The following is a 23,159-nucleotide window of genomic DNA, read 5'->3' on the forward strand; positions in this document are numbered from 1 at the left end:
GTCTTCGGCGGCGCTTGTCATGGTTTGTGGCATGACAACATCACCGTTTTCCCGTGAATTCGAATCCTCCGACCATGGCGAGAGCCCTTCGGCGCTGCCGCTGTCCGAACACCTTTCGGATCCCGGCGAATTGATAGCCGCAATTCCAGCGCTGTTGGGATTTCGCCCGGCCGATTCGATAGTCGCGATGTGCTTGATGGACACCACACCGAAAACGCTCGGCCCGATCATGAGGCATGACTACTTTCCGAACATCGGTTCCGAACTTGCGCCGGCGATGCACGCGGCCCTGGCACAGTTCGTCCGAGTCTGCGCTGTCGAAGGAACGGTAGCCGTGATCCTCGTGATGGTCGGCGATCATCCACTCGGTGAATTATTCGACATTGCAGGCGAATTCAACGACATGCTCGTCGGCGAGGGAATCAACCTCATCGATGTACTGTGCACTGCCGAGATCGAACCGGGCCGAGAGTGGATGAGCGTATTCGCGCCGGACCGCTACGGGCGATTACCTGATCCGGCGTCGTCATCGGTGGCCGCGGCGCAGGTGTACGGCGGCCGCGTCATCAGGGGTTCGAGAGAAGAGTTGGTACTGGCGGTGCGAGGTGAATCGCGCAATCAGGCGTTGATCGGGTGGTCGATCGACGGGGGAAGGGCGTCACTCGCGTCTGCTCGGTGTGACGCGCATTGTTCCAACGATCCTTTCTCCCAGGTGCGACGGGAGGTGGAGGCCGTCTTGATCCACGTCGAGAACGTGGAGTGTGGGATGTACCCCGACACCGACGAGTGTGCCCAATTGGCGCTCATGTTGTCGGACGTGCGCGTACGCGACGCAATTATGGGGCTCGCTGCAACGGAGTACGCAAGTTCGGCGGAAGCGTTGTGGTCCATGCTCACGCATGAGCTTCCAATTCCGGAATGTGCGTGGGCAGCATCGATTTTGGGGTTCTTTGCTTATGCCCGCGGTGACGGACCCCTGGCCGGCGTTGCGCTGGCCTACGCGCTGGAAGCGGATCCCGAGCACACTCTTGCCGGCTTGCTCGACAAATCGTTGCAAGCCGGAGTCAGGCCGGACGGAATCCGTGAACTAGCGACCGTCGGCCTGACCCTCGCTCGAGAATTGGGAGTCGCCCGAATGCCCGAAATGCGGCGGATGAACTAGCGGGCTGCGTGTGAGGCGGAACCCAAGTCCTGAAGGAACTGCCAGGCGTCGGCCACGATCACGTCGAGGTCGGTGCGCGTCGGCGTCCATCCCAACTCGGCGATTGCCTTGTCACTGGACGCGATGAGAACGGCGGGATCACCCAGGCGCCGGGGTGCATCCTCGACGTTGATCGGTAGGCCGGTCACACGGGCGCAGGATGCAATGACTTCTCGGACGCTGAACCCTGTACCGCTACCGAGGTTGTAGATGCGGTGCTCCGCGGGCGTGGCTGCTTCCAGCGCGAGCAGATGTGCTTCGGCCAGGTCGAGAACGTGAATGTAATCGCGAACTGCGGTGCCGTCGGGAGTCGGCCAATCGGTGCCGAACACCGAGATCTTGTCGCGTTGACCCAGTGCAACCTGAAGGACGAGGGGAATCAAATGTGTTTCGACAACCCGATTTTCGCCGGCGGACTTGTATGCGCCCGCGACATTGAAGTACCGCAGACTGGTCGCCGCGAGTCCGTGTGCGATCGAGTACGAGGTGATCGCGTGATCGATCGCGAGCTTGGATGCCCCGTACGGATTGGTGGGGCGGGTCGGGGCTGTCTCCACGATGGGCGACTGCTCCGGCTCACCGTACGTCGCTGCCGTAGAAGAGAACACCAAACGCGGAGTGCCCGAGAGACGAATTGCCTCCAGAAGAGCAAGGGTGGTGACTACGTTGCCCTGCCAGTACTTTTCGGGATGGAGTACCGATTCACCGACGAGGGACTGCGCAGCGAAGTGCAGGACACCGTCGAACTTCGAGGAGTCTGTGAGGACCTCCGCGGCGAGTTTTGCGACGTCACCTTCGATGAACTCGGCACCGGCGGGTACCGCGTCGGCATTTCCGGTGGAGAGATCGTCGATGATGACAACGTCATGCCCACGTTCGAGCAGCACTGTGCTGCAGACACTTCCGACATAGCCGGCACCGCCGGTGACCAAGAGTTTCATGAGGACGTTCAGACCTGCTTTACCTGTACGGCGTGCGCCATTTCTTCGGACAACTCGAACCCACTGTGGCCGGGCACCGTGATGGTGACGGACCCGGGACGTGTTTCGACGGTGACTCTGGCGTCAGGAACGACGCCGGCTTCACGCAACTGCGCAATGACTTCGGGATCCGACTGCACGTGCTCGGCCAGCCTGCGGACGACGACTGCCGTCGGCTTGCCAGGCGGAACGTCGGTGAGGCGCATCAGCGTCTCCGGTGTGCTGGTCACTCCGGCCAGACCCAACTGGTCGAGCCCGGGGATCGGGTTACCGTACGGCGAGGTGGTCGGGTTGTTCAGAACGACGACAAGTCGACGCTCGACCTCCTCGCTCATGACGTGCTCCCAGCGGCAGGCCTCGGCGTGCACGTCTTCCCACTTCAGTCCGATCACATCCACCAGCAGGCGCTCTGCCAATCGATGCTTACGCATGACCGAGACCGCCAGGTCACGGCCCTTGTCGGTGAGCTCCAGGTGTCGATCGCCGGCAACTGTCAGCAAGCCGTCGCGCTCCATGCGAGCAACGGTTTGGCTGACAGTGGGTCCGCTCTGTTCGAGCCGTTCGGCGATCCGCGCCCGGAGTGGGACAACGCCCTCTTCTTCCAAGTCGTAGATCGTCCGGAGATACATCTCCGTGGTGTCGACTAGATCCTTCACACTCAACCCCTTCGTCGGAAGTCATTCTACCGTTCAGTTCACTGATCTTGTGCCGCTGGCGCAGCGGCGAGTCCAGGGCATTGTCCGTATTCACGTTTCTCGACGCGATTGCCTGGACGGGAAGGTGCAATGGTGTGGTGCATGGCACGAATCGAACAGCAAGTAGCGTGATCGCATGACCGCCTCGATCAGATCTGACGGGGACCCCGCGCCGCCTCGAACAAATCGAGTTGTGGTGTGGAGTCCGGAGTACCTGAGTTATCGGTGGAGTAACGATCACCCGATGAATCCGACGCGGCTCGACCTCACGATGGAACTCTCGCGCGGGCTCGGACTACTCGAGGGAATCGAGTTCCTCGAGCCCACTCCGGCCACCGATGTCGACCTCCTTCGGATTCACACCCCTGCCTACCTGGCGGCAGTGAAACAAGCGGGCCATTCTGCATCCAACGGTGTCACCGGCGCAGATGTTCCCCACGGCCTCGGAACCGAGGACAACCCGGTGTTCCCGCAGATGCATGAGGCGAGCGCAATACTCGCCGGTGGTTCTCTCGCTGCGGCAAAAGAAATCGCGTCGGGTCGCACTCGACGGGCGGTCAGTATCGGCGGCGGCATGCATCACGCGATGGCCGACTGGGCATCCGGCTTCTGTGTGTACAACGACGCGGCAGTCGCGATCTCCTGGCTCCTCGATAACGGGTACGACCGCATCGCCTACATCGACGTCGATGCCCATCACGGTGACGGCGTGCAACATGCGTTCCTGGGTGACCCCAGAGTTCTGACCGTGTCGCTGCATCAGCATCCCGCAACACTGTGGCCCAACACAGGCTGGTCCAGTGAAGTCGGAGACGGTGCGGCAGAAGGAACAGCCGTCAACATTCCGGTATTGCCGGGAACCGTCGACGCGTTGTGGCTGAGGGCATTTCATGCTGTCGTTCCGGGCGCGATCGCGGCGTTCCGCCCGCAGATCATCATCAGTCAATGCGGTGTGGATTCGCATCGGGAGGATCCGCTCGCCGATCTGGCCTTGACGGTCGACGGTCAGCGAGCGGCGTTCCTGGCCATGCGTGACCTCGCGGATCGCTACTCCGAAGGGCGCTGGCTGGCTGTCGGAGGCGGGGGGTACGGACTCGTGCGGGTTGTACCGCGTGCGTGGACACACCTCATTGCGGCGGCCCTCGACCGTGAGATCGACGTGAGCACAGCGGTTCCCGACGGATGGAAAGAAACGACCGGAGTGCTGGCACCCGGTGTCGAACTACCGTTGACGATGGGTGACGGCGGCGATGTGAACTACGCCAAGTGGGACGGCCCCGGTGGTACCCCCGAAACCGGAATTGCTTCGGTGGACCGAGCGCTCACCCGCATCGATTCCGCCATTATCGCCACGCGACGAGCTTCGTTCCCGCTTCTCGGACTCGACCCGGAGGATCCCCGTGACTGAACAGTCCGATACCGAACCGACAGTATCCGAACCGACACCACCAAACGTGGCCCCGGCGCCTGATGCCGCGCACGACTATCCGCACAGTTGGGTTGTCGACGTCCTTGCCTCCGACGGTGGCGCAGTAGCACTGCGTCCGATCGTCCCCGAGGACGCGGACAAGTTGGTGGAATTTCACGGCAAGCTGTCCGAGCGAACCCGTTACCTGCGTTACTTCGGCCCGTATCCCACGATGTCCCAGAAGGACGTCAAGAACTTCACGACGGTCGATCATCACAATCGAGTGGCGTTTGTGATGATGCTCGGTGACGAGATCATCGCTGTCGGCCGATACGAGCGACTCCTCGACATCGGTGACGGCAAGTCGGCGGAAGTCGCGTTCGTCGTTGCCGACGCCCATCAGGGCCGCGGGCTGGGACCGATTCTGCTCGAATACCTGGCTGCTGCTGCAGCGGAGAACGGTCTGACGATGTTCGTGGCCGAGGTGCTCTCGGAGAACCGCAACATGGTGACGGTGTTCCGGGAGGCCGGGTATCAGGTCAGTCGATCATTCGACGGGGGAGTGCTGCGTCTGGAGTTTGCGATCGACCCGACGGAAGCTCTGGTTTCCGTACGTAATTCGCGTGAACGCGCGGCAGAAGCCCGAAGTATGGGCAACGTTCTGCGCCCTCGATCGGTTGCGGTGATCGGTGCGTCCGCCGATCCGGCGAAGGTCGGCAATGCGGTTCTGACGAACTTGTTGCGCGGCGGTTTCACGGGGCCGGTCTACCCGGTCAACGCCGAACATCGTTCCGTCCACGGAGTGCGCGCGTACAAGACGGTGCGTGAGATTCCGGACGATGTTGATCTGGCCGTGGTCGCAGTTCCCGCCGAATCCATCAACTCGGTCCTCGACGACTGCCTCGACAAGGGCGTCAAAGCGCTTGTCGTGGTGTCCTCTGGATTCAGTGACAGCGGCCCGGACGGCCGGGCATCCGAACGTAAACTTGTCCACGCTGCCCGGGCACACGGTATGCGACTTATCGGCCCGAATGCGCTGGGTGTGGCAAACAACGATCCGTCGATTTCATTGAACGCGACGCTCGCACCGGTCCTGCCCGCAGCGGGCAACGTCGGATTCTTCTGCCAGTCGGGCGCACTCGGAATTGCCATCCTCGACGAGGCTGCTCGCAGTCGAATCGGATTGTCCGCCTTCGTCTCTGCTGGAAACCGCGCCGACGTATCCGGTAACGACCTTCTGCAGTACTGGGATTCCGATCAAACCACCGAAGTAGTGCTCCTGTACTTGGAGAGCTTCGGTAACCCACGAAAGTTCTCCCGCATCGCTCGGCGGGTGGCGCGAAAGAAGCCGATCGTGGCCGTCAAGAGTGGCCGCCATGCCGTCCCGCCGGTCCTGGCGGCAACCGGTGTGGAGATCGACGATTCCGTGGTCCGTGCGCTGTTCGAGCAGGCCGGCGTCATCCAGGTCGGATCGATCTCTCAACTCTTCGACTGCGCACTGCTGTTCGGGTATCAACCGCTGCCTGCCGGTCCGCGTTTGGCAGTCATCGGCAACTCCACAGCCCTCGGTGTACTCGCTGCCGACGCCGCTCGCAGCGAGGGCCTTCAAGTCAGCGATCCGATCGATCTCGGTGCGCAGGCCAGTCCGGAACTGTTCGCATCCGCGGTCCGTGACGCTCTCGGCTCCTTCGACGTCGACGCGGTTATTGCCGTCTTCGTTCCGCCCGTCGCCATCCCGGTCGAGCCGTTTGCCAAGGCCCTCAAGGACGCCGTCGCCGGATCGGACAAGCCGATTCTCACCACCTTCCTCGCTGCGGAGGGTGTGCCGGAAGTGCTGACGATCCGCGACGACGCCGGCAACCCCACCCGCGGATCGGTACCGTCCTACCCCGGGCCCGAACGTGCCGCACTGGCATTGGCACGGGCCTGGCGCTACGCAGAATGGCGAAGCAAGCCCGCATCGAAGGTGGTTCGGCCGGCGGGAATCGACTCGGAGCGTGCTCGCGCCATGGTTGCGGATTGGCTCGAAAATTCGCCCGGCCGTTGGCTTTCCGACGTGGAAGCGGCAGCGCTCCTTGCCTGCTACGGGGTCGACGTCGTCGAATTCCGTTCAGTACTGAGCGAGGACGAAGCCGTCGAGGCAGCCGACGCGTTGGGCTATCCCGTCGTGGTGAAGGCCACCGGTGAACTGTGGCGGCACCGCCCCGATCTCGGCGGGGTCCGTTTGGACCTCGTGGGTCCGGATTCGGTTCGACTGGCGTACAGCGATCTGGCTGCGGCGTCGGGCGAGCCTCTCCTGCATGTGCAGAAGATGGCGCCGAAGGGAATCGGGTGTGTGGTGGCGGTGCAGGACGACCCGTCATTCGGTTCGCTGATCTCGTTCGGTTTGGCCGGAGTCATCTCGGATCTGCTCGGCGATCGTGCCTATCGTGTCCTACCGCTCACCGAGGACGCTGCGACCGAACTGATCGATGCGCCCAAGGCGGCCCCGCTGCTCTCGGGATACCGAAACGCGGTCCCGGTCAACAAGGCGGCACTGGTCGATTTGGTTCAGCGGATTTCGACGCTGGCCGACGACATTCCGGAGGTCCGGGAAATGGCCTGCGAACCGGTGCTGGCATCGGCGATCGGAGCGGAGATCACCGATGCGCGGGTGCGGATCGGGCCGGAGCCGAGTGCCGTGGACCTGGGACCGCGTCGCTTGCGTTGAATCACACCAACGCTGAAACAACACACAACACCGGCCCGGTTCGTTTCCATTCGGAAACGAACCGGGCCGGTGTCTTTGGCGTTATGTATTTATCGGATCAGCTGGCGTCGGCGTACGAGCGCAGCTTCTCGGCGCGATCGCCGACCCGAAGCTTGCCCATGACCTCACGTTCGATCTGGCGGACACGCTCACGGGAGAGTCCGAAGAGCTTGCCGATCTGATCGAGGGTGCGAGGCTGGCCGTCGTCGAGACCGTAGCGAAGACGGATGACCTGCTGTTCACGCTCGTCGAGAGTACCGAGCACGCTGCGGACGTCGCTGTGAAGCAAACCGGCAATGACGGCGTTCTCGGCCGACGTTGCTTCGGCATCTTCGATGAAGTCACCCAAGGGAGCTTCTTCGTCGCTGCCGACCGGCATGTCGAGGCTTACCGGGTCGCGGCTGTGGTCGAGGAGATCGGCAATCTTGTGGGCAGGAATGCCTGACTCTTCGGCCAACTCGTCGTCTGTTGCTTCACGTCCAAGTTGCTGATGCAGTTCACGCTTGATGCGGGCAAGCTTGTTGACCTGCTCCACGAGATGGACTGGGAGCCGGATGGTGCGACTCTGATCAGCCATTCCGCGGGTGATCGCCTGACGGATCCACCACGTTGCGTACGTCGAGAACTTGAAGCCTTTGGCGTAGTCGAACTTTTCCATCGCTCGGATGAGTCCGAGGTTGCCTTCCTGAATGAGGTCCAGCAACGGCATACCGCGTCCTGTGTAGCGTTTGGCCAAGGAGACGACCAGTCGCAGGTTTGCTTCGAGCAAGTGGCTCCGCGCGGACTGACCTTCACGAACGATCGTTGCGAGATCCCTCTTCTTGGCGACTGTCAGGCGCTTTCCCGTGGCGAGAACGTGGCTGGCGAACAGCCCCGCTTCGATTCGCTTCGCCAGTTCGACCTCGTCTGCTGCTGTCAGTAGCGCGGTGCGTCCGATTCCGTTCAGATAGACACGAACCAGGTCTGCGGACGGGCTCTGGGCGTCCAGATCCGCAGCGCTCGGGCGAATGCGAGTAGTGGTGCTGGGGCTTGTCATGACTTGCCTCCCTATCGGCGGTCTCTCACAAGGTTCAACGTGTGAGAGTTCCAGATAAGTTCCCGCAGCGAATTCTCCGAAAGCGCCCTGACCTGCAGTGTTCCCGTTCTCGTCCTGAGAAGTTGCTGAGAACTCGAAAATCTGCAACCTGATCGGAACTCAATTTGTGACGGGCAACACCAATCCGTGACGAACCAGTGATACCAACAGGCTGACGACCCCGCCGCTCAGGACCTCGGGGTCTTCACCGTTGGCCGCAGCCAGGAGTTCCACCAACTCCGCTACGACCAAACCGTCGGCGCGCAGGCCCGCGAGTAGGGCGGCTCCCAGATCGTCGATCTCGTGCTGCCAATGTGGGCCGTTGCCGCGGTGGACTCGGGTGACCACCTGCTGCCACCCTTCCTCACCCGGCAGGTAAACGCGTTCGAGTGCAGTATTCGGATCGACGACAAACCGTTCCTGCAGTACATCGTGCTCGCGCAGCCACGCGACGCGATCGAAGTAGGCCAGGGCTTCGGGGCCGAGCGGGTCGGAGAAGCCCTGCAGAAGGTCCTCAGCCATCAAGTCCGTCGGAGAGTCGGTACGGCGCAGGAAGACGAACCCGAAGCCGACACCTTCGACGTGTGACTCTTCGAGATGATCGAGCCACGCGTTGGCGCGAGCCTCCGTCGCCGGATCGCGAGGGTCCTGGCCACCGTCCTTGAGCCACGTTCCGACGTACAGAGCGGGATCCGCGACGTCGCGCTGAACCACCCACGCGTCGACGCCGTGCGCCGGCAGCCACGACGCGATGCGTGATCGCCAGTCCTCACCCTCGATATGTACCCACGACGCCAACAGCGCTGCTGTGCCGCCGGGGTTCAAGTAGTCGACGGACCGGGAGATCATCAATTCGCTCGCGCCGTCGAGATCGAGTCCCGAGTCACGGTAGGTGTGGTGAACGCGCGCCTCGCCGACGACAAACGGGGGATTCGCGACAACCTGATCGAAGGTGCGTCCTTCCACCGGCTCGAACCAGGAACCCTGATGCAATTCGACGTCGAGCCCGTTGAGCGCCATGGTGGCGGCGGTGAGATCGATCGCGCGCTGGTTGATGTCCGTCGCGGTGACCGAATCTGCGTATGTCTTTGCGTGCAGAGCTTGGATTCCGCAGCCTGTGCCCAAATCGAGAACACTGCCGATGCGTGCGGTCGGTGTTGCCTGCAGGAGTGACAGCGATGCGTGTCCCACGCCGAGAACGTGATCGCTCGTTGTGGTCTGCTTGCGGCGAATTCCACCGTCCAGGTCTGAGATCACCCAACGATCCCCGGCACCGACGTCGAGGGGGCGGAGGTCGATCGCGGCCCGCACGACGGAGTTGTCGCCTTCGAGCAAGCCTGCGTCGATTGCGTCGTCGACGGTCAGCGGCGTCAGTGCAGCTTCTACGTCTGAGCGAGGGCAGTCGTCGGCGAGAAGGAACAGCCGAACGAGTACACCCAGATCGCCGTGCTCGCGGCTGGCGCGTCGAACGGGAACCGGCTCACTGCGGCCCAGCGCAGCGTGAGCTTCCGGACCCAAGGTTTCCAGAAGGGTTCCGGTATCGAACCGATTGCGAAGCAAGGCGGTACGTAGTGCCGGAGTGATGGACAGGAGTGTTTCGCTTCTCACTCGAGCATTCTCGCAGGTGCACCGTCAATGGACGCGAGTCAACCTTCGATCGTGTGGTGTGTTCCCGCTTCGAGAGCGCCGGAGTTGTGCCGTCGCCCGTCGTAGCGGCTGGGCTCGTCCTTGGTGCGCGGGGGACGATCATTGGCGATCAGGACCGCGATCCAGGGGAGCGGGATGGACGCACCGATGATGAGCATCGAGATCCAGCCGTTTTCCCAGATGCCGTAGGCGATGGCGGCAAAGATCAAGGCTGGGAAGCGGAAGGCCATGATCGTCATGTACTTCCGGACTCGCGCTTTGTGCTGCTCCTCTACGGAGAGCTGTGCTGCGGTAATCAGTACGGGATTGTCGGGTGTTCCGGCTTCGTCGGACTCGCCGAACGCGCCATTTCGTGCCATGGGTCCACTGTTCCACTCTCGGCCGACAATTGCACACACGACCCGTCGGTCGCATCGCGGCGAAGTAGGCGGCATTATTGGAGGGGTGAGCACTCAAACCAAGGAACGTCCCGACGTTTCCACAGACGAAACAACCGACGACGACACCCCCAAGTTCTTCCACTATGTGAAGAAGAACAAAATCGCCGAAAGCGCTGTCATGGGCACCCATGTCGTCGCGCTGTGCGGTGAAGTCTTTCCCGTCACCAAATCGGCGAAGCCAGGATCTCCGGTCTGCCCCGACTGCAAAAAGGTCTACGAAGGCCTACGCAAGGGCGAATGATCTCGCTCCGCGTGATTCAGCGGCGAATGATCTCGCTCCGCGTGATTCAGCGCCGAATGATCTGACGCACAATCCGAACTCGGCGGATCGACAGTTTCGACATCGACCGCCGGGTTTGTCGTGTCGGCAGTCGTGCGCAGACTCCGCGGCCGCCCGTACGAGGGAACTGCCGCAGGATCGGCCTTGTCGCCAGAGATGCGGATCGGGCTGGTAGTCAGGCGCCAGGTCAGGGTTGCCACCGGGCCGACGTTGTCGTCCTCGCTCTGCTGCGCGACAAGCCACTCGCGGACCTGTTCCATTCGGGTGGCGCGCGCCGGCCAGAATTCTTGGACAGTGGCATTGAACTCGGCTCCGAGTACCACCGCGAAACCGAGAAAGAACGTGAAGAGCAGGAAAGCGATCGGTGTCGCCAAGGCGCCGTACGTGTATCCGGCGCTCGAGACAAATCCCAGGTACCAGCGAAGTCCCGTACTCGCTGCCATGAAGAACACACCCGCCACCAGTGCGCCGGCGAGAAGTCGGTGCCACGGCAGTGACTTGGGCAGGGCAACTTTGTAGAGCGTCGTGAGGCCGATGATCACCAGCAGGCCGACCGCGGGATAGTAGAAAGTGTCGACCAGATGTGAGCCCACTTCGTACCAGGAGGGTGGGAGTGCCCGGCCGATCATGGTGGGGCCGAGTGCAACCAACGGCAGGGTGAACACCGCCATCGTCAAGAACATCAAGTACAGCAGCAACGCGAAGATTCTCTGCCAGATCGGGTTGCGTGCGTCTTGCTGGCCGTGAGCATCGACTATCGAATCGACGAACGTCGATATTGCCGAGGACCCGGCCCACAGAGACAGCAGGAAACCCACGGAAATGATGTCGGGCCGGCCACGCTGGAGGATGTCCGTGACCGTCGGCCGGATGATCTGATCGACGACGCTTTCGCTGAAGATGGTGCCGCTGAACGTGACGATCTTCGATTCGATGATCTCGACCGTGTTGGGGCCGAACCAACCGCCGATGTAACCGATCATGCCGAGCAGGCCCAGGAGCAATGGCGCGAGTGACAGAGTCTGCCAGAACGCGGCGGTTGCGGCTTTCCCGAAGATCGAGTCGTCCCACGCTTTGCTGAGAGTGCGGCCGATCAATTGTCCGGTACGGCGCAAGGGATGCCATCTACGGTGACGTAGATCACTCTCGTGAGGCTGTGGATCCGGCTCGTCACTCATGATCACTCCAGCATTCCTGATGACACGCCAGGTTGCCCAACTGCGGCCGCGACGTGTCGCACTTTTTTCTGACGCACCGTGTGGTCGATGTCTCTCTAAATCCCTGGTGGAGAACACCGTTCCAGTGAATCCGGCCATGCCGAGGTGCTTCGGGTGCGGCTTTCGTCGGTGGCTCCGGTTACGCTCGTCGCCGGACATTCATTGAAAAATCTAGGAGCTCGAGACACCAGTGCGAATCCAGCGGAGGCGCGGCCGATGACGTCTGAGGCAGTTGCGGTTAGAGCGAGTGGGGCGGCAGACGCAATCAACTCGACCGAGAGCACCGGAGGGCAACCGGGCGTTCCGATGCAGTCGCTTCGCGCTTGGCAGCGCCGTGCGCTCACGAAGTACCTGTCCAGCAGTCCGCGGGATTTCCTCGCAGTGGCAACTCCTGGCGCCGGCAAGACGACGTTTGCATTGCGGGTTGCGTCGGAGTTGCTTCGTGATCGAACCATCGATCAGATCACGGTTGTCGCACCCACCGAGCACCTCAAACATCAGTGGGCGGAGTCGGCGCAGCGCTCGGGCCTGGCGCTCGACTCGCGGTTCTCCAACTCCACCGGCCAGACGTCCAGTGACTATCAAGGCGTTGTCTTGACCTACGCCCAGGTCGCAGCGCATCCCACCAAACACCGGGTGCGCACCGAAGCGCGCAAGACGCTTGTCATCCTCGACGAGATTCATCACGGCGGCGACGCCAAGAGCTGGGGCGAGGCAATCCAGGAAGCGTTCGGTGACGCGACCCGCAGGCTGGCGTTGACGGGAACCCCGTTCCGAAGTGACGACAGCGCAATCCCGTTCGTGCAGTACGAACCCGACAAGGAAGGTCTGCTGCGGTCGAAGGCAGATCATTCCTACGGCTACGCGGACGCGCTCAAGGACGGCGTCGTCCGCCCGGTCGTGTTCCTCGCGTATTCGGGTGAAGCGCGCTGGCGCAACAATGCGGGCGAAGAATTCACAGCCAGACTCGGAGAGCCTCTCAGCGCCGAGCAGACGGCTCGGGCCTGGCGCACGGCGTTGGACCCTACCGGCGACTGGATTCCGGCCGTCCTGCACGCGGCAAACACTCGTTTGGCGCAGCTGCGCAGCGGGGGTATGCCCGACGCCGGCGGATTGGTCATCGCGACGGATCAGACGGTTGCTCGTGAGTACGCAAAGGCATTGACGGCGATCACCGGTGAGCCGCCGACCGTGGTGCTCTCCGACGACCCCACCGCCTCGAAGCGGATTGCCGAATTCGGCGCCAGCGACGACAAGTGGATGGTCGCTGTACGCATGGTGTCGGAAGGCGTCGACGTTCCGCGTCTGGCAGTCGGTGTGTATGCGACCAGTGCCTCGACACCCTTGTATTTCGCGCAGGCGATCGGCCGTTTCGTGCGTTCGCGGCGCAAGGGGGAGACAGCCAGCGTCTTCCTGCCGTCAGTGCCGGTGCTGTTGGATCTGGCATCGCAGCTGGAAGCGCAACGTGATCACGTCCTCGGTAAGCCCCACCGCGAGAAGGACGGGCTCGACGACGATCTGCTCGCCGACGCCAACAAGCAGAAGGACGAACTCGGCGAGGAGGAGAAGGCATTCACCTCGCTCGGTGCCGACGCCGAACTCGACCAGGTGATCTACGACGGTTCCTCGTTCGGAACCGCCACGTTCTCCGGTAGTGACGAGGAAGCCGATTACCTCGGGTTGCCCGGGTTGCTGGATGCCGATCAGATGCGCGCGTTGCTGCGTCAGCGTCAGGCGGCGCAGGTCGACAACAACACTGCGAAGGCCGCCGCGCCGGCGCCGACTGCGGCTGTGGTGTCGGATCGAGCGGCCACGGCCGATCAGCTCGGTACATTGCGCAAGGAACTCAACGGACTGGTTGCGATGAGTGTGCACCGCACGGGAAAGCCCCACGGAATTATTCACGCGGAATTGCGTCGGGTGTGCGGTGGCCCGCCAACGGCCATCGCGACCGTCGATCAGCTGACCGAACGTATCGCGATTCTGCGTAGTTGGTAGCTAACTGAAGACGGCAAAACGGGCGATCACATAAATGTGATCGCCCGTTTCGGCGTTCATGGTGCGCCTCACGAAGAGGCCACCCCCGGCTGACAGGTCAGATTGCGGGTTCACTCTCGGAGACGACGGCATTCATCTCGCGAAGTCGATCCGCGTGTTCGGTTGCGTGGTGTCCACAGAAGAGAAGCTCGCCGCCGGTGGGAAGCACCGCGCGTACGCGGGCTCCGGCACCGCACCGGTCGCACCGGTCGGCAGCGGTCAACTGTGGGCTGGTCAGTGTTCCGGGCATGACTCCTCCGTACTGGCTAGCGGCTTTCGTGCCGTGTGCCTGGGGCCTGGTCCGCCGCGTCGGAATGGCGCGGTAGATCCACTCTTACAGACGTTTGGGGTTCATGGGTTGTTCCCGGATACGTTTCTTAGTGTCGTGTCTCACTGGAAATGCGCTGGGCTGGGGTTCTGGTGCTGAAATTGTTCGCTGAGAGCTGATTCGAATTTCTCGCCTACAGCTCGATAGTCTGGGCCGATGAAACCGGAATCCGGACAGAACGCGAGCGAACCCGTCGAGTTGCTACACATGTGCACGCGCGCCGAGTGGGAGCGCGCGCAGGAGATCGGTCACCGCATTCCGGACAGGTTTGCGGCCGAAGGATTTGTTCATATGTCGACTCCGTACCAAGTTCATCTGCCGGCCAATCGGATTTTTGCGGGCCGGGACGACGTCGTATTGCTAGCCCTCGATCCCGCGCTGCTGGGTGCAGACGTGAAGTGGGAGCCAGGAGTTCCGTCGGATCCGGATTCGATGCGATTTCCGCATCTCTTCGGTCCGATACCCGTCGGCGCCGTCATGTCGGTCACCGAGTACCGGCCCGACGAGAACGGGGTATTTCCGGCACTGCGGTGAAGGCCGCGAGTAGCGCACAGCAAATTGCAACCCTATTGCGATGGATGTCGGCGATCGGCGCTACCGTTGATCTATGAATGTAGAAGTCACCCCACTACCGGGCATCGGGACTCGTAAAGATTTTGTCCTGGCTTCCGGTCGCCGCGTGGGTGTCGTCACTCACCGTGACGGTCATACCGACCTCATCGTCTCCAAGGCAGACGATCCCGATGCCTGTGCTGCCTCGTTGCCGCTCACCACGGAAGAAGCCGCTGCGTTGAGCAATCTTCTGGGTGCGCCTCAGTTGGTCGCGCAACTCGAAGAGGAGCACAGCGATGTTCCCGGGATTCGAACCAAGCAGCTGTACATCAAGGACGGTTCCCGCTACGACGGACAGACTCTCGGAGATACGGGGATGCGAACCCGCACCGGCGTCTCGATTGTTGCAGTCATGCGCGCAGGGCAGGTGAACCCGTCGCCGAACCCTGATTTCACGTTTACCGGGGGAGATCTCCTGGTTGCGGTCGGGACGCCGGACGGTCTGGCCGCTGCGGCAAAAATATTGACCAACGGCTGACTGGCCCGTGAACACAACTACCCTCGCGCTGATCGAACTCGGCGCGGTCTTTTTTGTGCTCGGATTATTGGGAAGGCTTGCAGCTCGGTTCGGCATGTCGCCGATTCCGTTTTACCTGATCGGCGGTCTGTGTTTCGGGCAGGGTGGATTCATTCAGCTCGGTGATATCGGTGAGTTCTCGCACCTCGCGAGTGAAATCGGCATTGTTCTCCTCTTGCTTCTGCTTGGTCTCGAGTACACCGCAGCGGAGTTGATGACCGGGCTCAAACGCTCGCGGGTCGCAGGCTTGGTCGACCTTGTTCTCAACGCGACGCCGGGCGCGGTAGTCGGCCTCATGCTGGGCTGGGGCGTTGTCGGTGCGACGGTCATGGCCGGTGTCACCTACATATCCTCGTCGGGAATTATCGCGAAAGTCCTCAGCGACCTCGGGCGTTTGGGTAACCGCGAAACGCCCGTCGTCTTGTCGATTCTCGTGTTCGAGGATCTCGCGATGGCTCTCTACTTGCCGATCTTGACGGCGATGCTTGCCGGCGTGAGCTTCATGGGTGGGCTCGAAGCCGTGGGAATCTCGCTGTTGGTGATCACCGTGGTTCTGGTGGTGGCACTGCGATACGGGCGTTATGTCTCCGCGCTGCTGGACAGCCCCGACAGTGAGACGTTGCTGCTCAAACTGCTGGGTGCGGCCTTGCTGGTAGCCGGTATCAGTTCCGCGATGCAGGTGTCAGCCGCTGTCGGCGCTTTCCTTCTCGGAATCGCGATCTCGGGTTCGACTGCACGCAATGCCAGTCGAGTCCTCGAACCACTGCGCGATCTGTTCGCGGCCATGTTCTTCGTCGTGTTCGGGCTCAACACCGATCCGAGCACGATTCCGCCGGTCATCGGGTGGGCCGCGTTGCTTGCCGTGGTGACGGCAGTAACCAAGCTCATCACCGGAGCTTGGGCGGCCAAGCGCCAAGGCGTGGCGCGGATGGGTCAGGCCCGCGCCGGCGCAGCACTGATTGCACGCGGTGAGTTCTCGATCATCATCGCCGGGCTCGCAGTCTCAGCCGGTGCCGTCGAGGCTGAATTGGCTGCGCTCGCAACGGCATACGTTCTCCTGATGGCAGTGATCGGTCCGGTTGCGGCAAGAGTTGTCGAACCGGTCGCCTCGATGTACATCAAAGTTCGTACCAAGGCCTGATTTCGTCGCTAGCCTGTGCCAATGTCTAACCGAATGAAGAAATCGGCCGTGGTGTTCGCCCTTGCCGGTGCAATTGCCTTGTCACCAGTGCCGGCGTTTGCCGACGGCAGTCCGACCGTGACAAGCGGACCGGAATCCGTGGTGATCGACCGATCGCTGCATCTCGAGGGCGCCTCGAATGCCCGTGACATCGGTGGATATCTGGGCGACGGTGGACGGTCTGTGCGAAGCGGAATGGTTTTGCGCTCCAACGCTTTGGACAAACTGACACCCGCGGATCTGGCCAAGCTGCACAGCATGAACGTCACGTCGGTTATCGATTTCCGCAGCATCGTGGAGCGAGTGATCGCACCGGACAAGATTCCGGCCGGCGCCACCGGACACTGGCTCGACGTGATCGGCGGCAATCCGGCCAACCTGCCCGCTATGGCAAACATGCCTGATATGTATCGGATCATGGTCACTGATCCCGGTGCCGGCAAGGCGTTCCACGACGCGTTGATCAACGTCGAAGTTACCGACGGCGCGGTGATGTATCACTGCACGTCGGGCAAGGACCGCACCGGTTGGATGACGGCAGTTCTGCTCACCATCCTCGGTGTCGATCGCGAGACGGTGAATGCCGACTACATGTTGAGCAATCAGTATCTGGGCGGCACGTCCTCCGGACCGACGCTTCCGGGCAGTCTTGGAACGATCGTTTCGCAGTCCAGCAGGGTCGAGCAATCCTGGCTCGACGCGTCGTTTGCGACCGTGGATCAGAAGTTCGGCAACTTCGACAATTACGTCAGGCAGGGATTGGGTCTCACCGACGCAGATATTGCGTCGCTGCATGCAAAACTTCTCAACTGAGACCTTGTCCAAACAACAGAACGGCCCTCGGATCAAGGATCCGAGGGCCGTTCTGGATGTAAATGTTGTGACTAGTCGAGGTAGTCGCGCAGAACCTGCGAACGCGACGGGTGGCGCAGCTTCGACATCGTCTTCGATTCGATCTGGCGGATACGCTCGCGCGTGACGCCGTAGACCTGTCCGATTTCGTCTAAAGTCCTCGGCTGGCCGTCGGTGAGACCGAAGCGCAGGCGAACGACGCCGGCTTCACGCTCGGACAGCGTCTCGAGGACCGACTGCAACTGATCCTGCAGCAAGGTGAACGAGACGGCGTCGACTGCGACAACTGCCTCGGAGTCTTCGATGAAGTCACCGAGCTGGCTGTCGCCCTCGTCGCCGATGGTCTGGTCGAGAGAGATGGGCTCACGCGCGTACTGCTGGATCTCCAGCACCTTTTCGGGCGTGATGTCCATTTCCTTGGCGAGCTCTTCCGGGGTGGGCTCGCGGCCCAGATCCTGGAGCAGCTCACGCTGGATGCGGCCGAGCTTGTTGATGACCTCGACCATGTGCACCGGAATACGGATGGTGCGGGCCTGGTCGGCCATCGCGCGGGTGATGGCCTGACGGATCCACCACGTCGCGTACGTCGAGAACTTGTAACCCTTGGTGTAGTCGAACTTCTCGACTGCACGGATCAGGCCCAGGTTGCCTTCCTGGATGAGGTCCAGGAACGCCATGCCGCGGCCGGTGTAACGCTTGGCAAGCGAGACGACCAGGCGAAGGTTGGCCTCGAGGAGGTGGTTCTTGGCGCGGTTACCGTCGCGGCAGATCCAGCTCATGTCGCGGCGCTGGGCTGCGGGCAGCTTCTCGCCCTTGTCCGCGAGGTCGGCCATGATCTGCACGGCGTACAGGCCGGCTTCGATGCGCTTGGCGAGCTCGACTTCCTCTTCTGCGTTGAGGAGTGCGACCTTGCCGATCTGCTTGAGGTAGGCACGAACCGAGTCGGCGGAGGCCGTCAGTTCGGCATCCTTACGAGCCTGGCGCAGGGCCTCGGATTCTTCTTCGTCCCAGACGAAGTCTCCGGAAGCCTTGTCCTTGTCGGTCGGCTCCTCGGTGGCAGTCTCTTCGTCTTCGCCGACGGCGACGACCTCGACTACATCGGACTCGGCCTCTTCGAGGTCACCGTCCGTGATGTCGATGTCTTCCAACTGAACATCGCCGTCTTCGGCGCCGTCCAGGGGATCTCCGGCCTTCTTGGGGCTGGCCTTCTTGGCAGCGGCTTTCTTTGCCGGAGCTTTCTTGGCGGGAGCCTTCTTTGCTGCTGCCTTCTTGGCAGGGGCCTTCTTAGCCGGGGCCTTCTTTGCAGCCGGAGCTGCGACGGTAGCCGGAGCTGAGACAGTGGCCGCCTCCACGGCTGGAGATTGTGGCTCTGACTCTGATGGAGAATCAGCAGTCTGACGTGTATCGGTGGCTGCCACGTACGCCCTTTCGTGACGGTGTCGTGCGGCGTCACGCCAGAGTGGTGATCCGGCGGAGAGGTCAATGGTTGTGGCCGGCGCGCAGCCGGACTTCACCATTGTAACGACTCTCAGGAAACTCTTACGTCACGACGGCCGGTAACGGCTATTTCATCCCCGATTTCACCCGGCCGGTCAGGCGGAAGTCGCAGACTGGGCCGACGCCAGTGCTGCTCCCGCGATGCCGGCAGTGTTCAGGAGAGTGGCGGGAACCACCTTTGTTCGGTTGGTGAGCAGTGGAATCCACTTCTCGTGCTTGCGGCTGATGCCACCGCCCGCGATGAACAAATCGGGCCAGAGCAAGTTTTCGAAAGTGACGAGAACTTTGGACACCTCGGCGGCCCATTCCTTGTAACTCAGGTCTTTCTTTTCCTTCACCGACGAGGCAGCTCGATGCTCGGCTTCCTTGCCGTCCACTTCGAGGTGACCGAACTCCGTGTTGGGCAACAGGACACCGTTGTGGAGAACGGCCGACCCGATGCCGGTGCCGAAGGTCAGCAAGATGACTACACCCGACGTGTCCTTGCCGGCGCCGAACGCGTCTTCGGCGATGCCCGCGGCGTCGGCGTCGTTGAGTACCGTGACCGCACGTCCGCCGAGCGCTTTGCCGAACAAGGCCGACGCGTCGGTTCCGATCCACGACTTGTCGATGTTCGCGGCACTGCGCGCAATGCCCCCGGTGATCACCGCCGGCAATGTGATGCCCACTGGGCCGTCCCAGCCGGCCTGCTCGACGATTTGCGCGACCGTCGCGGCTATCGCGTCCGGAGTGGCCGGTTGCGGCGTCAGAATCTTGATGCGGTCACCGATCATCTCGCCGGTGTTCAAGTCGATGGTGCCGCCCTTGACGCCACTGCCGCCGACATCGATACCGAAACCTGTGGTTGTCATCGCCTGATACTCCTGAGGGCTCGAATGAGAACGTCGCGATTGCCGCACGCAAACATTAACCTTCACGCCCGACGAGTGGTGCCCTGCATGGCGATGTGTTCCGATGGGCGAGTGCCCTCACAAGAGATTTCCCTGTCCGACGTGTCCGCAGATTCGGTAGATCCAGCAGTGCTGAGAGTAGTGGCGGTGACGGTCGCGGAGGCCGCAGCGGCACACGTCCGGGTGCGCCGTCCCGAAGTATTCGGGGTAGTGGGTTCGGGTGTACTTCACGATGATTCGGTCGAGGTCAAGAGCACCCCGACAGACCCGGTGACGATCGTCGACACCGAGACCGAAGGAGTGATTCGGGATCTGCTCGCGAAACTTCGGCCGGCGGATTCGATCCTCGGTGAGGAAGGTGGCGGCACCGATGATTGTGAGGGTGTCCGTTGGGTAGTCGATCCGATCGACGGAACCGTGAACTTTCTCTACGGTATTCCGGCCTTCTCGGTGTCGGTCGCGGTCCAGATCGACGGCGTGTCGGTCGCGGGTGCGGTGGTGGACGTGTCGATGCGTGCGACGTACTCCGCGCATCGCGGCGGCGGAGCAACGATGACCGACGTCGACGGCAACGTCAGTGAACTCGCCTCCAATTCGGTGACGGACCTGTCAATGGCGTTGGTGGCCACGGGTTTCGGCTACGACGCCAAGCGACGCAAGGTTCAGGGGCGACTGATCGCCGAGATCTTGCCGCAGGTACGTGACATCAGGCGGATCGGTTCGGCGGCGCTCGATTTGTGCATGGTCGCGACGGGCCGCGTCGACGCCCATTTCGAGCACGGGTTGAGTCCGTGGGACTGGGCGGCCGGGTCGCTGATCGCGGAGGAATCCGGCGCTGTCATTCGGATGCCCGGACCGAATTCGACGTCGGCCGGGGGAGAGATCGTGTACGCCTGCGCTGCGGGAATTGCCGACGAGTTCGAGCGGATGCTCAGCGCGTGCGGCGCAGACGGACCGATCAGCACCTAGCGGTGCGTGCGGCCTTGAGGAGTCCGATGTCCATCGGAGCGGCCTGCGCGTTGGCAGGCTGCTCCGCGAGGGTGCGTAGGACCTCGCCGGCGTCAGTGCTGGGGGAGATGGTGCTGAAGTAGGTGCCCAGCGCAAAGTCGACGGTGTCGTCGGTGCGGCCGTCCCTGATCAACTCCGCGCAGGGCGCGACCAGCCACACAGCACTCGCGGCGGCGGTTCCGTTTGCCCCGAAGCGAATCTGGCCTTGGCACTGCATGTTCTGGTCGACGTAGACGGGGTCGTTGCCGACCTGAACGTCCGGAGCGCTGGCAAAGCCGTAGTCCTTCAACTGCGCCGCTACTTGGGAGGCTTGACCGTGTTCGCCGTTGGCGTTGAACACCCGAACCTTGGTTGCGGACAGTGGTGCCGGGTCGACGTCGAGCAGCGTGGTGCGATCTACGACCGTTCCGAGTGGCAGCGGCGCCGGGTCGGCCGGATCGGAGGAAGCCTGCGGACGGTTGCACGCCACGGTCTCGCTGAGAGCCGCGTCGGCCGTCAGGATTCGGATCCACAGTGTGCTGCCCAAGACGGCGAGTACCGCGAACACCGCAACGACAGGCCACACTCGTCGGCGTTTGAACGGACGACCACGATCGTCGTTCGCGCTGCCTTCGGTGATCAGTGAAACCACGGTATCCCTCGATTTTCTCGGCGAACATGAGCTTTTCTCGCCAAGCCGGAGCAGAGGGCGTGACGTTCGGTGCCTACCTTAGAGGGCTCGATGTCGAATCTCTCCCACGTCGCCGCAGAAGTCGCCCGTCGGCCTACTTTCGGAGGGCGAAGATCACAAAATGCTGTGGAGTTGGTGACAATTCGTAGACGTTTTTTGGAATTGACCGATTGGGTTACTACTTTGGCGCTGACTTCGGCTACTGTCTGGCGGCCCAGGTCGTTCGACTGGGCGTCGGCTCCATGCCGGAATGACAACCAAATGAGGCGCAGATCACGTTCTCGGGAACACTTTCCGGGCACTTTTTCCTCCGCTGCAGCGTTATGCAGCGACAGGGAATGATCTCGATGCCACGGCGGTTTCCATGCGCATAGCGGGATCTACCGGATTCCAGGTGTTCATGGGACCGGGATACACGAAGAGGATGAGGGGTAGACGACATGGCAACTGACTACGACGCACCGAGGCGCACAGAGTCCGACGAGGTATCGGAGGATTCACTCGAGGAGCTGAAGGCGCGGCGCAACGAGGCGCAGTCGGCTGTCGTCGATATCGACGAGACCGACACCGCAGAGTCCTTCGAACTGCCGGGTGCCGACCTTTCCGGCGAAGAACTGTCGGTGCGCGTCGTGCCGAAGCAGGCCGACGAATTCACGTGCTCCAGCTGTTTCCTGGTGCATCACCGCAGCCGTTTGGCGAGCGATGCCAATGGACAGCTCGTGTGCATGGATTGCGCTGCCTGATATTGATTCCCGACGGTCGACCCGATTCGTACTCGGGTCGACCGAGGGATCAGGTCGGCGCGCAGAAGGCGTGATGCCTTCGTGGTAACTACTTGTGGTAACTACTTGAGTGCAGCGACCAGGTCATCTGCGCGACGTGTGCTCACCAACCAGTACGGCGTGGGGTCTTCCGGATCGTCGAGGACGATCAGGGCCATGGTCTTGACCCACGGCCGATGCTGAACAAATGCGGCGGGGTCGAGCTGACGGCCCATGGCCGCACTCTTGGCCGAAGCGGGGATCGCAGCGGCCCGCGAGATCAGGCCTACGGGCACATGCGCGCGTCCCACATGCAATTCCTTGACTCCGCCGGTCTCGATGACCTCGATGCGGGTGCGACTCAGCCAGAACGACAGCCAAATCGGAATCGGCAGCAGTACGACATATGCCAGGTACGAGACAAGTCCTGGGCGGCCCATGTGGACCTCGGCAGCCAGCAGGGCGGCTACAGCGATTCCGACAGCCCACCACCAGACCGGTAACCAGAGGCGCTCGGAATAGAGCGTGGTGGACGCGGGGGTCGTGGAAGCGACGTCAGGTCGAGATGTTTCGGGCACCTGTCAAGGATAGTCGGTCGCGACGAGTAGTCTTGGCCGACGTGAGCGATCAACTCTCCATCGCCTTGAAGCGACTGGACCCAGAACTGCCGGTTCCACAGCGTGCGCATCCCGGGGATGCAGGCGTGGATCTGTGCTCCACCAGCGACGTCACCATCGAACCGGGTCGTCGTACCCTGGTGGGTACGGGCGTTGCGATCGCCTTGCCGATGGGAACTGTCGGACTCATTCATCCGCGTTCCGGGCTTGCCGCGAAGTCGGGTTTGTCCATCGTGAACGCGCCCGGCACTGTCGACGCCGGCTACCGCGGCGAACTCAAGGTCTGCTTGATCAACCTTGATCCGGATACCGCGATCGAGATTCGCCGGGGTGACCGAATTGCGCAGCTCGTAGTCCAGCGCGTCGAGCTTCCGTTGTTCGTTGAGGTGGAGTCGCTCGATGACACCGCTCGCGGTACCGGTGGTCACGGTTCCAGCGGCGGACACGCGATACTCGACACTGGTACAGGTGTCAGTTCTGTCGGAGAGGGAGTCTGAA

The 23,159-nt window shown here is 62.2% G+C and carries 23 protein-coding genes; 12 read left to right on the top strand and 11 right to left on the bottom strand.

The annotated features are described in order from the left end of the window. The first annotated feature begins 31 nt into the window (after positions 1–31). Positions 32–1,162, top strand: a complete 1,131-nt coding sequence (locus BDB13_RS16300) for a DUF4192 domain-containing protein (RefSeq protein WP_094272555.1) — start codon at positions 32–34, stop codon at positions 1,160–1,162. On the opposite strand, the gene galE is transcribed toward BDB13_RS16300, so the two are convergent. Beyond that, positions 1,159–2,142 carry a UDP-glucose 4-epimerase GalE gene (galE, locus tag BDB13_RS16305; RefSeq protein WP_094272556.1) on the bottom strand — a complete coding sequence of 328 codons (984 nt, stop codon included), beginning with the start codon at positions 2,140–2,142 and terminating at the stop codon, positions 1,159–1,161. The two genes, BDB13_RS16300 and galE, sit on opposite strands and share 4 nt — an antisense overlap. A gap of 8 nt (positions 2,143–2,150) precedes the next feature. Beyond that, positions 2,151–2,837, bottom strand: coding sequence for a metal-dependent transcriptional regulator (locus BDB13_RS16310; RefSeq protein WP_094272557.1), 687 nt, complete (start codon positions 2,835–2,837; stop codon positions 2,151–2,153). Between the two features lie 175 nt (positions 2,838–3,012). On the opposite strand from BDB13_RS16310, the gene BDB13_RS16315 reads away from it, so the two are divergent. Then, positions 3,013–4,284, top strand: a complete 1,272-nt coding sequence (locus BDB13_RS16315) for an acetoin utilization protein AcuC (protein WP_094272558.1) — start codon at positions 3,013–3,015, stop codon at positions 4,282–4,284. A 46-nt stretch (positions 4,285–4,330) separates the two neighbouring features. Next, positions 4,331–6,994, top strand: coding sequence for a bifunctional acetate--CoA ligase family protein/GNAT family N-acetyltransferase (locus tag BDB13_RS16320; protein WP_094274964.1), 2,664 nt, complete (start codon positions 4,331–4,333; stop codon positions 6,992–6,994). Between the two features lie 97 nt (positions 6,995–7,091). Here BDB13_RS16320 and BDB13_RS16325 read toward each other — a convergent pair whose 3' ends face one another. The 3 genes from BDB13_RS16325 to BDB13_RS16335 all read right to left on the bottom strand — a co-directional run bounded on the left by BDB13_RS16325 (position 7,092) and on the right by BDB13_RS16335 (position 10,114). Next, the gene (locus tag BDB13_RS16325; RefSeq protein ID WP_094272559.1) at positions 7,092–8,069 is read right to left on the bottom strand and encodes a sigma-70 family RNA polymerase sigma factor; all 978 of its coding nucleotides are present in this window, start codon (positions 8,067–8,069) and stop codon (positions 7,092–7,094) included. 159 nt (positions 8,070–8,228) lie between these two features. After that, entirely contained in the window at positions 8,229–9,716 is a 1,488-nt protein-coding gene (locus BDB13_RS16330) for a DUF7782 domain-containing protein (protein ID WP_094272560.1), read from the bottom strand. 38 nt (positions 9,717–9,754) lie between these two features. Further along, entirely contained in the window at positions 9,755–10,114 is a 360-nt protein-coding gene (locus BDB13_RS16335; RefSeq protein WP_094272561.1) for a DUF3099 domain-containing protein, read from the bottom strand. A gap of 85 nt (positions 10,115–10,199) precedes the next feature. Here BDB13_RS16335 and BDB13_RS16340 point away from each other — a divergent pair, with 85 nt between their 5' ends. Beyond that, positions 10,200–10,436, top strand: a complete 237-nt coding sequence (locus BDB13_RS16340) for a DUF3039 domain-containing protein (RefSeq protein WP_094274965.1) — start codon at positions 10,200–10,202, stop codon at positions 10,434–10,436. Here BDB13_RS16340 and BDB13_RS16345 read toward each other — a convergent pair. Next, positions 10,409–11,653 carry a YihY/virulence factor BrkB family protein gene (locus BDB13_RS16345; protein ID WP_254922833.1) on the bottom strand — a complete coding sequence of 415 codons (1,245 nt, stop codon included), beginning with the start codon at positions 11,651–11,653 and terminating at the stop codon, positions 10,409–10,411. The two genes, BDB13_RS16340 and BDB13_RS16345, sit on opposite strands and share 28 nt — an antisense overlap. Positions 11,654–11,908: 255 nt before the next feature. Here BDB13_RS16345 and BDB13_RS16350 point away from each other — a divergent pair, with 255 nt between their 5' ends. Further along, entirely contained in the window at positions 11,909–13,690 is a 1,782-nt protein-coding gene (locus BDB13_RS16350) for a DEAD/DEAH box helicase (protein WP_094272562.1), read from the top strand. A 97-nt stretch (positions 13,691–13,787) separates the two neighbouring features. Here the strand turns inward: BDB13_RS16350 and BDB13_RS16355 are convergent, their stop codons facing one another. Next, a complete protein-coding gene (locus BDB13_RS16355) occupies positions 13,788–13,979 on the bottom strand; it encodes a DUF7455 domain-containing protein (RefSeq protein ID WP_003942643.1) in 192 nt (63 codons plus the stop codon). A gap of 234 nt (positions 13,980–14,213) precedes the next feature. Here BDB13_RS16355 and BDB13_RS16360 point away from each other — a divergent pair, with 234 nt between their 5' ends. The 4 genes from BDB13_RS16360 (at position 14,214) to BDB13_RS16375 (ending at position 17,179) form a co-directional block, all read left to right on the top strand. After that, positions 14,214–14,591, top strand: coding sequence for a DUF952 domain-containing protein (locus BDB13_RS16360; protein ID WP_094272563.1), 378 nt, complete (start codon positions 14,214–14,216; stop codon positions 14,589–14,591). Positions 14,592–14,664: 73 nt separating this feature from the next. Continuing rightward, positions 14,665–15,147 (top strand): cation:proton antiporter regulatory subunit, encoded by a 483-nt coding sequence (locus BDB13_RS16365; protein WP_094272564.1) that lies wholly within the window; start codon positions 14,665–14,667, stop codon positions 15,145–15,147. Positions 15,148–15,154: 7 nt separating this feature from the next. Then, positions 15,155–16,327: a cation:proton antiporter gene (locus tag BDB13_RS16370; RefSeq protein ID WP_094272565.1), complete on the top strand. Its 1,173-nt coding sequence runs from the start codon at positions 15,155–15,157 to the stop codon at positions 16,325–16,327. A gap of 21 nt (positions 16,328–16,348) precedes the next feature. Then, positions 16,349–17,179: a tyrosine-protein phosphatase gene (locus BDB13_RS16375; protein ID WP_094272566.1), complete on the top strand. Its 831-nt coding sequence runs from the start codon at positions 16,349–16,351 to the stop codon at positions 17,177–17,179. Positions 17,180–17,250: 71 nt separating this feature from the next. Here the strand turns inward: BDB13_RS16375 and BDB13_RS16380 are convergent, their stop codons facing one another. After that, complete coding sequence (locus tag BDB13_RS16380) at positions 17,251–18,636, bottom strand: RNA polymerase sigma factor (protein ID WP_094274966.1); 1,386 nt, start codon at positions 18,634–18,636, stop codon at positions 17,251–17,253. Between the two features lie 174 nt (positions 18,637–18,810). Beyond that, complete coding sequence (ppgK, locus tag BDB13_RS16385; protein ID WP_094272567.1) at positions 18,811–19,566, bottom strand: polyphosphate--glucose phosphotransferase; 756 nt, start codon at positions 19,564–19,566, stop codon at positions 18,811–18,813. A 93-nt stretch (positions 19,567–19,659) separates the two neighbouring features. Between ppgK and BDB13_RS16390 the strand changes: the two genes are divergently transcribed. After that, positions 19,660–20,574, top strand: a complete 915-nt coding sequence (locus BDB13_RS16390) for an inositol monophosphatase family protein (RefSeq protein ID WP_094274967.1) — start codon at positions 19,660–19,662, stop codon at positions 20,572–20,574. Here BDB13_RS16390 and cei read toward each other — a convergent pair. Next, on the bottom strand, positions 20,564–21,244 hold the full coding sequence (cei, locus tag BDB13_RS16395) for an envelope integrity protein Cei (protein ID WP_094272568.1): 681 nt from the start codon (positions 21,242–21,244) through the stop codon (positions 20,564–20,566). The genes BDB13_RS16390 and cei overlap by 11 nt on opposite strands. 479 nt (positions 21,245–21,723) lie before the next feature. Here cei and BDB13_RS16400 point away from each other — a divergent pair, with 479 nt between their 5' ends. Further along, positions 21,724–22,026, top strand: a complete 303-nt coding sequence (locus tag BDB13_RS16400; RefSeq protein WP_003942593.1) for a DUF4193 domain-containing protein — start codon at positions 21,724–21,726, stop codon at positions 22,024–22,026. Between the two features lie 101 nt (positions 22,027–22,127). Here the strand turns inward: BDB13_RS16400 and BDB13_RS16405 are convergent, their stop codons facing one another. After that, positions 22,128–22,622 (bottom strand): DUF3093 domain-containing protein, encoded by a 495-nt coding sequence (locus BDB13_RS16405; RefSeq protein WP_094272569.1) that lies wholly within the window; start codon positions 22,620–22,622, stop codon positions 22,128–22,130. A 41-nt stretch (positions 22,623–22,663) separates the two neighbouring features. Here BDB13_RS16405 and dut point away from each other — a divergent pair, with 41 nt between their 5' ends. Then, complete coding sequence (dut, locus tag BDB13_RS16410) at positions 22,664–23,158, top strand: dUTP diphosphatase (protein WP_217902131.1); 495 nt, start codon at positions 22,664–22,666, stop codon at positions 23,156–23,158. Position 23,159: the final 1 nt, after the last annotated feature.

The organism is Rhodococcus sp. OK302, assembly GCF_002245895.1.
Classification (GTDB): domain Bacteria; phylum Actinomycetota; class Actinomycetes; order Mycobacteriales; family Mycobacteriaceae; genus Rhodococcus_F.